The organism is Enterococcus sp. DIV0682 (genome assembly GCF_051712685.1).
GTDB classification, from domain to species: Bacteria; Bacillota; Bacilli; order Lactobacillales; family Enterococcaceae; genus Enterococcus; species Enterococcus faecalis.
Map to the genome: position 1 here is coordinate 207,121 of NZ_JBIOPK010000001.1, position 10,380 is coordinate 217,500.

The window sequence follows — 10,380 nt, forward strand, 5'->3', positions numbered from 1 at the left end:
CTGAAATTAACATTAGACAAGGTTCTTAGATGTTGGTATAATAAAACGGACAATCCAAAGCGAGTGGAGCGAGACGATGGGAAAGAATGAAAAAAACTCGAAGAAAGTTGCGGCATTGGAAAATGACTACACGAAAGAACAGTATGTCGAATTCCAAAAACAACAGAAACAATTGATTTTTAGACGCAGACGCTTGGCAGCGATTTTTCTCGTGGCCTTCATTATTTTTGCCTTTTCTGGCATCCAATTGATGAAAGATTATCATCGCTTAGGTGCTTTCAAACAAGAACGAGCAGATGCAATTGCTGAATCCGTAGCAGTTGATAAGAAGGTCAAGGATCTAAAAAAAGACGTTGCTTTGTTAAAAGATGATGATTATGTGGCAAAATTAGCACGTAGCCGTTTCCTTCTCTCAAAAGAAGGCGAACAGATTTATCCCACACCAGAACAAATGAAAAAAACACAGACTTCTGGAGCGGAAGAAAGCAAGAGCAGTTCAGAAAAAAATAGTCAATCACAGTCTTCAACTGAAACAACTAAGTCTTCAGCTGAATAAACTGCAATTATAATTAGGGAAAAAATAGGAGGAACAATTTTTTTATGTCAATCGAAGTAGGAGCTAAATTGCCAGGAAAAGTGTCAGGGATTACTAACTTTGGTGCATTTATTGATTTAGGAGAAGGAAAAACTGGGTTAGTACACATCAGTGAAGTGTCTAATGGATTCGTTAAAGATATTCATGATGTATTAACAGTAGGTGACGAAGTAACAGTGAAAGTAACCTCAGTTGGTGACGACGGCAAAATTGGCTTATCGATCCGTAAAGCACAAGAGCCAGCAGAAGGGCAACAACCAAAACGTGAATTTCAACGTCGTGAAAACAATTATGAGAATCGTGACCGTAATCCACGCGCAGGGGGCAAAAAGCCTTTCAATAAACCACAAGCAAATAACAATAACAATAAACAAGATTTTGACTCATTGATGAGCTCTTTCTTGAAAGATAGTGATGACCGTTTATCTTCATTAAAACGTAATACTGAAGGCAAACGTGGCGGACGTGGCGGACGTCGCGGCTAAGCACAAACAAATAGGGGGACTGGGGATAACGAATGGGTTATTTCTCGGTTCCTCTTTTATTCTAAGGAAGAAAGAAGGGCGAACAATGTTTTGGCAGTTTTATAAACGAGGAAAAGAACAAGGATTTTGGCAACCGCATCAAACAATCGTGGTCGCCGTTTCTGGTGGTGTAGACTCCATGGCCCTTTTGACGTTAATGGAACAGGTGGCAGAAAAAGAACAATTACAATTGGTTGTTGCACATGTCAATCATCAATTGCGAGAAGCGTCGGCACAGGAAGCGCAATATCTCGCTACCTATTGTCAGCAGCGAGAGCTAACGTATTATGAAACACGTTGGGAAGACCCTGAAAAACAACGGAATTTAGAAGCAAAAGCGCGCACATTTCGTTATGAATTTTTTAAAGAAGTCATGGAAATTGAAGGTGCGGCGGTCTTAATGACGGCACATCATCTAGACGATCAAGCGGAAACGATTTTAATGAAGCTGATTCGAGGAACTAATTTTTCCCATTCCGCGGGCATCAAAGAGAGACGTCCTTTTGCGACAGGGGAATTGATTCGCCCGTTACTTATTTATCCAAAAGAAGAATTGTATCAATTTGCACAGCGCCAAGCATTCGTTTATTTTGAGGACGAAACAAACCAAACCAATGAATATTTAAGAAATCGGCTTCGTAATCAGGTTTTGCCGCTATTAAAGCAGGAAAATCCGCAATTCTTAGATCAGATTGCTTCTTTTAGTAATGAACAACGTTTTGCTCAAGAATTTATTCAAGAACAAATTGAGCCTCAATTATCTGAAGCCGTAGAACCGACCCAACAAGGCTGGCGCATTCCTTTGAAGAGATTATTAAAAGAAACGCCTGCGTACCAGCACTTCTTTTTAACCGCGTTTTTCCAAAAAACATTAGTGCCATTAGGGGTTTCGTTAAACCAACGCCAGATGACACAAATTTTAAAAGTTTTGAATGATGAACGGCAACCGCAAGGCTCGGTTATGTTAGAACAGCAATGGCAACTAGCTAAAAGTTATGATTGGCTATGCTTAGAACAAAAACAGGCTGCACTGCGAGAAGAAGTTACACATTTATTAGTACCTGGTGCGGGGATTTATTTATCGGAAACCGAGTGGCTAGGATTAATTGCGACAGACAAACCGTTTCCTCTTCCTGAAGAGATTAATCAATGGACGGGTCAGTTGTTAGCAATCCCGTTGACAACAGCCACACCTTTGACCGTTCGTCATCGCCAAAGTGGTGATCGGATTACATTAAAACCAGGGTTTACGAAAAAATTAAGCAGAGTTTTTATTGATCAAAAAGTGCCAAATGAAGCGAGAGAGAGTGCTTGGGTCATTACGGATGAGCAAGAGGAAATCATTTGGGTACCAAAATTTGCAAATTCCTATTTGAGTATTCCTTTAGAAACTGATAAAATACACTACAGACTCCTTTTTAAGACAAAGGAGTAATGCTGAAAGGAGCGCACTATGATAGAAAAAGATATTGAGAAAGTCCTAATCTCCAAAGAAGAAATTCTTGCGAAGTCTGCAGAGCTTGGCAAGCAACTGACAGAAGAATATCAAGGGAAAAATCCTTTAGTGGTCGGTATTTTAAAAGGTGCAGTACCATTTATGGCTGATTTGACTCGTGAAATCAATACTTATTTAGAATTGGACTTTATGGATGTATCTAGCTACGGCAACGCGACAGTTTCTTCAGGCGAAGTAAAAATTGTCAAAGACTTGGACACAAATGTCGAAGGTAGACATATTTTAATCGTAGAAGATATCATCGATAGTGGTCGTACATTAGCGTATTTAGTAGATTTGTTTAGATACCGTAAAGCTGCATCTGTGAAAATTGTTACCTTATTAGATAAACCAGAAGGCCGTGTAGTAGACATTAAAGCTGACTACGTAGGGTTTGATGTGCCCAATGAGTTTGTGGTCGGTTACGGATTAGACTATGCAGAAACGTACCGCAACTTGCCTTATATTGGCGTTTTAAAACCTGAAGTTTACGAATCAAATTAATATCTATCAAGGAATTAATTGTGTTACAATGTAAAGGTCAGGATTGATAAAAGAATAACATGAATTGTAATGATGAGCATAAGGAGGACAGGCATGAACAAAAAGAATAATGGCATGAAAAATGGTTTATACTACGTCTTAGTAGTACTTGCCATGGTCATGGTTGTCTATTTCATTTTTGGAAATAACAACCAACAATCGCCAGACATCGATTACTCAACCTTCCAACAACAATTGGAAGACGGAAAAGTCAAAGACATGACCATTCAACCAACCAATGGGGTTTACCGGATTGAAGGTCAGTATAAAGAAAAACAAGAAGTGAAAGACACAGGTGGTCTGTCATTGTGGGGCTCAACGCAAGCGTCGTCAAAAGGCTTCACAACAACCGTTTTACCTAGTGATACAACCTTAGCTGGCATTCAAGATGCGGCACAAAATAACAAGGTGAAGCTAGTTGTCAAAGAACAATCAACAAGTGGTGCTTGGTTGTCACTGTTGTTTAGTTTCTTACCATTAGTGATTATTTTCTTCTTCTTCTACATGATGATGAGCCAACAAGGCGGTGGTGGTGGCGGCGGTGGCCGTGTGATGAACTTCGGTAAATCCAAAGCCAAAGAAGCCGATAAAAAAGCTAACCGTGTCCGCTTCTCAGATGTAGCTGGTGCGGAAGAAGAAAAACAAGAATTAGTTGAAGTAGTGGAATTCTTAAAAGATCCACGTCGTTTCGCTGAATTAGGCGCACGGATTCCTGCGGGCGTACTATTAGAAGGACCTCCAGGGACTGGTAAAACGTTACTTGCTAAAGCCGTAGCAGGTGAAGCAGGGGTGCCATTTTACTCAATCTCAGGTTCAGATTTCGTTGAAATGTTTGTCGGGGTCGGTGCTAGCCGTGTCCGGGATTTATTTGAAACAGCGAAGAAAAACGCGCCTGCGATTATCTTTATCGATGAAATCGATGCAGTTGGTCGTCAACGTGGTGCTGGTATGGGTGGCGGACACGACGAACGTGAACAAACCCTTAACCAATTATTAGTTGAGATGGATGGTTTTGATGGCAATGAAGGAGTTATCGTAATTGCTGCAACGAACCGTTCAGACGTGTTAGACCCAGCGTTGTTACGTCCAGGTCGTTTTGACCGCCAAATCTTGGTAGGACGTCCAGATGTCAAAGGTCGTGAAGCGATTTTACGTGTTCATGCGAAAAACAAACCGTTAGCTGATGACGTTGATTTGAAAGTTGTTGCACAACAAACACCAGGTTTTGCTGGTGCTGATTTAGAAAATGTCTTAAACGAAGCAGCCTTAGTTGCCGCTCGTCGTAACAAGAAAAAAATTGATGCTTCTGATGTGGATGAAGCCGAAGACCGCGTAATTGCTGGTCCAGCTAAAAAAGATCGCGTGATTAATAAAAAAGAACGCGAAATGGTGGCTTACCATGAAGCGGGACACACAATCGTTGGTTTAGTCTTAAGCCGTGCCCGTGTTGTCCACAAAGTAACGATTATCCCTCGTGGTCGCGCAGGCGGTTATATGATTGCTTTACCAAAAGAAGATCAATTCTTAATGACTAAAGAAGATATGTTTGAACAAATCGTTGGCTTACTTGGTGGACGTACAGCAGAAGAAATTATCTTTGGCGTTCAATCAACAGGGGCTTCAAATGACTTTGAACAAGCAACAGGGATTGCCCGTAGCATGGTAACGGAATATGGAATGAGCGACAAATTAGGACCTGTTCAATATGAAGGAAACCATCAAGTCTTTGTCGGTCGTGATTATGGTCAAACAAAAGCTTACTCAGAACAAGTGGCGTTTGAAATCGATCAGGAAGTTCGTCGTATCTTAATGGATGCTCATACAAAAGCGCATGAAATTATCGAAGCGCACCGTGAACAACATAAACTAATTGCTGAAAAACTATTAGAATATGAAACATTAGATGCAAAAGCAATCAAATCATTATTTGAAACAGGTAAAATGCCTGAAGGTGCTGACAGCGACTACCCTAGTGAAAAAGAAGCGCAAACATTCGAAGAAGCAAAACGTGCTTTAGAAGAAAAAGAAGCGCAAAAACAAGTTGAAGAAAAACAAGACTTTGAAGAAGCGAAAAAAGAATTACATGATGAAGCAGAAGAAGTCAAAGTAGAAAGCGAACAAACAGAAAAAGAAGTCCAATCTGAAGAGAAAAAAGATTCAGATTCCAATTCTGAATATGATCGCAATAACTACGAAGATCGTTATAAATAACCAATTAGTAGAAGGTGTAGTATTTGTCGAGTTGACGAATACTGCACCTTCTATAATATTAAGATATTCTATAGAAGGAAGATTATTTGGTTGAAAAAACACCTGATTCCTAGTATTATCTGACTAATGGACAAAAAAGCACCAAGAGAAGAGGAAAAAGAATGGAAGATTATTTAGTAAAAGCCCTTTGTTATAAAGGTTCAATTCGAGCATATGCCATCAGTGCCACTGAAACTGTTAGCGAAGCGCAAAGAAGACATGATACATGGAGTTCTTCTACCGCAGCGTTAGGGCGCACATTGATTGGAGCCCTTTTACTAGGAGCGACTTTAAAAGGTGACGATAAATTAACTGTAAAAGTACAAGGAAATGGCCCAGCTGGCGCTATTATTGTCGATAGTAATGGCCGTGGAGAAACAAAAGGCTACATTAAAAATCCACATGTCAGCTTAAAGTTGAATGCAACAGGTAAAATTGATGTACGTGGCGCTGTCGGTAACGAAGGAATTTTCACAGTCATTAAAGATTTAGGATTAAAAGAAACCTTTTCTGGACAAACACCTATTGTTTCTGGTGAAATCGGTGAAGACTTTACATATTTTATGGCGGTCTCTGAACAAGTTCCTTCAGCTATCGGTTTAGGTGTATTGGTGGACACGGATGAATCTGTGAAAGCAGCCGGTGGTTTTATGATTCAAGTAATGCCAGGTGCCGATGAAAGTACCATTGATTTTATTGAACAGCGTCTAGCGGAAGTGCCACCAATTTCACAATTACTAGAAAATGGAGAAACACCTGAACAAGTCTTGTATCGCTTATTGGGAGAAGACGAAGTAGAAATTTTAGAAAAAATGCCTGTACAATTTAAATGTGACTGTTCCAAAGAAAAATTTGCGACCGCTTTGATTGCTGTTGGGATCGATGAATTAAATGCGATGATTGATGAAGATCATGGAGCAGAAGCAGTTTGTCAATTCTGTAACAATAAATATCACTATAGTGAAGAAGAATTAATTGAACTTCGCGATGAAGCGATTCGCAATACGAAACAAAAGTAGGAGGAAAGACTATGTGGAAAATTGGAGACGTTGAAATCCCCAACCGTGTTGTCGTAGCTCCGATGGCGGGTATTAGTAACGCCGCTTTTCGTGTGACTGTAAAAGAATTTGGCGCAGGATTAGTCGTTTGTGAAATGATTAGTGATAAAGGAATTAAATTAAGAAACAAAAAAACCTTAGAAATGCTATATATTGATGAGCGAGAATATCCTTTAAGTGTACAAATTTTTGGTGGAGATAAAGAAACATTAGTGGAAGCTGCTAAGTTTGTGGAAGAAAATACGCAAGCGGCGATTATTGATATTAACATGGGTTGCCCTGTCAATAAAATAATTAAAGCTGAAGCTGGTGCGAAATGGTTGCTGGATCCGAATAAAGTGCATGAGATGGTTCACGCAGTCTCTTCGGCAGTTTCTTTGCCTGTCACTGTAAAAATGCGAACAGGCTGGGATGAAGATCATCTATATGCTGTAGACAACGCTTTGGCTGCCGAACAAGCAGGCGCTTCGGCAATTGCTATGCATGGTCGGACACGTGTCCAAATGTACGAAGGGACAGCCAACTGGGACGTTTTAAAGGAAGTGAAAAAGCATTTAACCATTCCTTTTATGGGAAATGGCGATGTCAAAACGCCTGAAGATGCTAAACGCATGTTAGAATATGTTGGAGCGGATGGTGTGATGATTGGTCGAGCTGCTTTGGGCAATCCTTGGATGATTCAACGGACGAAAGAATACTTGGAAACGGGTGAATTGATGCCTGAGCCTTCACCAGCTGAAAAAATTAACATTGCAAAAGTTCATTTACAACGATTAGTGGATTTAAAAGGTGAAAAAATTGCGGTCCGTGAGTTTCGCCAACATGCTTCTTACTATCTAAAAGGAATCTCGCGAGCGGCCAAAGTCAAAGTTGCGATTAACCAAGTTGAAACACAACAAGCAGTTGTCGATTTACTTGATGCCTTTGTAGAGAAGATTTCCAAAGTTGCTGTAACTACTATAGAAGAATAAAAAATTCAAGCCGAAAGTAAAATTCGGCTTGCTTTTTTTCGAATTACTGTGGCATTATTAGGATAGGTTAAAATCAAGAATGGAGGAACAACAGTGGCAGAAGAACAACAAGCGCATTTAGAGGATTTAAATGATCAAATGCTCGTGCGCCGCGAAAAAATGGAAGCTTTACGTGAAGAAGGGATTGATCCTTTCGGTAAACGTTTCGATCGCACTCATAATTCAGCAGAACTTCATGAACAATATGATAATCATACAAAAGAAGAACTTAGTGAAATGAATACAGAAGTCAGCGTTGCTGGACGTATGATGACAAAACGTGGTAAAGGAAAAGCTGGTTTCGCCCATTTGCAAGACCGTGAAGGCCAAATTCAAATTTATGTTCGGAAGGACCAAGTTGGAGACGAAGCCTATGAACTATTTAAACATGCTGACTTAGGCGACTTCTTTGGTGTGACAGGTCAAGTAATGAAAACCAATACGGGGGAAGTTACTGTTAAAGCTCAAACAATTACGTTATTAACTAAAGCTTTGCGTCCGTTGCCAGATAAATACCATGGATTAACGAATGTGGAACAACGCTATCGTCAACGCTATTTGGATTTAATCAGTAACAAAGAAAGCTTTGATCGTTTCATGAAACGCAGTCAAATTATTAGCGAAATCCGTCGTTATCTAGATGGCAATGGCTATGTCGAAGTAGAAACGCCTGTCTTGCATAACGAAGCAGGAGGAGCTGCTGCTCGTCCATTTATCACACACCATAATGCATTAGATATGGACTTATACTTACGCATTGCCCTAGAGTTACATTTAAAACGTTTAATTGTCGGTGGCATGGAAAAAGTCTATGAAATTGGTCGTGTCTTCCGTAATGAAGGCATCGATACCACTCATAACCCAGAATTTACAATGCTAGAAGCTTATACTGCTTATACTGATTATCAAGATGTGATGGATTTAACAGAGGGAATTATTCGTAATGCTGCGGAAAAAGTCTTAGGAACTACTGATATCACGTACGATGGTCAAGCTGTTGACTTAGGCAGTCCTTTCAAACGTCTACACATGGTAGATGCGGTCAAAGAACAAACGGGCGTAGATTTTTGGCAAGAGATGACGATAGAAGAAGCCCGTGCGTTAGCTAAAGAACATAATGTTGAAATTACAGATGCCATGACAGTCGGTCATATCATTAATGAATTTTTCGAAACATTTGTAGAAGATACGTTGCAACAACCAACATTTATTTATGGTCACCCAGTCGCTGTTTCACCATTAGCGAAGAAAAATCCAGAAGATGGTCGTTTCACTGACCGCTTTGAACTATTTATTATCGGAAAAGAGTTTGCTAATGCATTTACAGAATTAAATGATCCAATTGACCAACGTGAACGTTTTGAAGAACAAGAAAAAGAACGGGAACAAGGAAATGATGAAGCACACGGAGTAGATGAAGATTTCATCGAAGCCTTAGAATATGGCTTGCCACCAACCGGAGGATTAGGTATTGGGATTGATCGACTAGTTATGTTATTAACCGATGCACAATCAATTCGTGATGTCTTGCTATTCCCAACAATGAGATAAAAAAAGATGCCTTAAGGGCATCTTTTTTTTGTATTCGCAAAAAATTAAATAAAAAAAGAATAGAAAAACAATTGAAACCAATTCTTTTTTTCTAAAAAAATCGAAGATGGGTAATAAAAAGAATGGGTAATCTGATAAAAAAACGAACTTTATCTAATCGGATAAGAAAGAATAATCGGTATTGAAAAAAAGTTTAAAAAAAGTGAAAATAATGATTGACCAATGCTTGAAATCTTGGTATATTATTACATGTCGCAAGGCGAGTCACACAGCTGAGCGATTCAGAAGTCAATAATTAAATAACAATTCTTGATTTCAAATCTCTCGAAAAAAGTTTGAAAAAACAACAAAAAAGTTGTTGACAAATAACAAATGAGATGGTAAGATATAGAAGTTGTCACAACAGACAACAACAACCGAGCAAAACAACTTAAAAAAACTTTTTTCAAAAAGTTCTTGACGTTCAAACGAAAGTTTGTTATGATATAAAAGTTGCTGCGAGGTAACGTAGACCTTTGAAAACTGAACAAAGAATAGACGAACCAAATGTGTAGGGCGTCTTGATTCAATTCAAGACAACAAACATTTTTAACAAGCAAGCAATATGCTGGCAAACAAATTGAGCTTAACAATCGTAAGATTGTTCTAACTTTTATTATGAGAGTTTGATCCTGGCTCAGGACGAACGCTGGCGGCGTGCCTAATACATGCAAGTCGAACGCTTCTTTCCTCCCGAGTGCTTGCACTCAATTGGAAAGAGGAGTGGCGGACGGGTGAGTAACACGTGGGTAACCTACCCATCAGAGGGGGATAACACTTGGAAACAGGTGCTAATACCGCATAACAGTTTATGCCGCATGGCATAAGAGTGAAAGGCGCTTTCGGGTGTCGCTGATGGATGGACCCGCGGTGCATTAGCTAGTTGGTGAGGTAACGGCTCACCAAGGCCACGATGCATAGCCGACCTGAGAGGGTGATCGGCCACACTGGGACTGAGACACGGCCCAGACTCCTACGGGAGGCAGCAGTAGGGAATCTTCGGCAATGGACGAAAGTCTGACCGAGCAACGCCGCGTGAGTGAAGAAGGTTTTCGGATCGTAAAACTCTGTTGTTAGAGAAGAACAAGGACGTTAGTAACTGAACGTCCCCTGACGGTATCTAACCAGAAAGCCACGGCTAACTACGTGCCAGCAGCCGCGGTAATACGTAGGTGGCAAGCGTTGTCCGGATTTATTGGGCGTAAAGCGAGCGCAGGCGGTTTCTTAAGTCTGATGTGAAAGCCCCCGGCTCAACCGGGGAGGGTCATTGGAAACTGGGAGACTTGAGTGCAGAAGAGGAGAGTGGAATTCCATG

Annotated in this window: 8 protein-coding genes and 1 rRNA gene (1 of these 9 only partly in view); all 9 read left to right on the forward strand. The window is 40.2% G+C overall.

The window, feature by feature from the left end; translation table 11 throughout:
* Window positions 1-76: 76 nt before the first annotated feature.
* Window positions 77-556 carry an FtsB family cell division protein gene (locus IGK96_RS01015; protein WP_002356257.1) on the forward strand — a complete coding sequence of 160 codons (480 nt, stop codon included), beginning with the start codon at window positions 77-79 and terminating at the stop codon, window positions 554-556.
* Between the two features lie 44 nt (window positions 557-600).
* The gene (locus IGK96_RS01020) at window positions 601-1,080 is read left to right on the forward strand and encodes a S1 domain-containing RNA-binding protein (RefSeq protein WP_002356258.1); all 480 of its coding nucleotides are present in this window, start codon (window positions 601-603) and stop codon (window positions 1,078-1,080) included.
* 85 nt (window positions 1,081-1,165) lie between these two features.
* Complete coding sequence (gene tilS, locus IGK96_RS01025) at window positions 1,166-2,554, forward strand: tRNA lysidine(34) synthetase TilS (RefSeq protein ID WP_080296840.1); 1,389 nt, start codon at window positions 1,166-1,168, stop codon at window positions 2,552-2,554.
* 18 nt (window positions 2,555-2,572) lie between these two features.
* Window positions 2,573-3,118 (forward strand): hypoxanthine phosphoribosyltransferase, encoded by a 546-nt coding sequence (gene hpt, locus IGK96_RS01030; protein ID WP_002356260.1) that lies wholly within the window; start codon window positions 2,573-2,575, stop codon window positions 3,116-3,118.
* A 93-nt stretch (window positions 3,119-3,211) separates the two neighbouring features.
* Window positions 3,212-5,368, forward strand: coding sequence for an ATP-dependent zinc metalloprotease FtsH (ftsH, locus tag IGK96_RS01035; RefSeq protein WP_002363441.1), 2,157 nt, complete (start codon window positions 3,212-3,214; stop codon window positions 5,366-5,368).
* Between the two features lie 161 nt (window positions 5,369-5,529).
* Window positions 5,530-6,426: an Hsp33 family molecular chaperone HslO gene (gene hslO / locus IGK96_RS01040; protein WP_002359370.1), complete on the forward strand. Its 897-nt coding sequence runs from the start codon at window positions 5,530-5,532 to the stop codon at window positions 6,424-6,426.
* A gap of 11 nt (window positions 6,427-6,437) precedes the next feature.
* Complete coding sequence (gene dusB, locus IGK96_RS01045; protein ID WP_002356263.1) at window positions 6,438-7,436, forward strand: tRNA dihydrouridine synthase DusB; 999 nt, start codon at window positions 6,438-6,440, stop codon at window positions 7,434-7,436.
* 93 nt (window positions 7,437-7,529) lie between these two features.
* Entirely contained in the window at window positions 7,530-9,026 is a 1,497-nt protein-coding gene (gene lysS, locus IGK96_RS01050; RefSeq protein WP_002359372.1) for a lysine--tRNA ligase, read from the forward strand.
* A 653-nt stretch (window positions 9,027-9,679) separates the two neighbouring features.
* A 16S ribosomal RNA gene (locus IGK96_RS01055) occupies window positions 9,680-10,380 on the forward strand (it continues 860 nt past the right edge of the window).

Bases quoted from the DNA above. Each gene is read 5' to 3' on its own strand.
- IGK96_RS01020 (WP_002356258.1), top strand. From the start codon at position 601: ATGTCAATCGAAGTAGGAGCTAAATTGCCAGGAAAAGTGTCAGGGATT.
- IGK96_RS01015 (WP_002356257.1), top strand. From the start codon at position 77: ATGGGAAAGAATGAAAAAAACTCGAAGAAAGTTGCGGCATTGGAAAAT.
- dusB (WP_002356263.1), top strand. From the start codon at position 6,438: ATGTGGAAAATTGGAGACGTTGAAATCCCCAACCGTGTTGTCGTAGCT.
- hslO (WP_002359370.1), top strand. From the start codon at position 5,530: ATGGAAGATTATTTAGTAAAAGCCCTTTGTTATAAAGGTTCAATTCGA.
- hpt (WP_002356260.1), top strand. From the start codon at position 2,573: ATGATAGAAAAAGATATTGAGAAAGTCCTAATCTCCAAAGAAGAAATT.
- tilS (WP_080296840.1), top strand. From the start codon at position 1,166: ATGTTTTGGCAGTTTTATAAACGAGGAAAAGAACAAGGATTTTGGCAA.
- ftsH (WP_002363441.1), top strand. From the start codon at position 3,212: ATGAACAAAAAGAATAATGGCATGAAAAATGGTTTATACTACGTCTTA.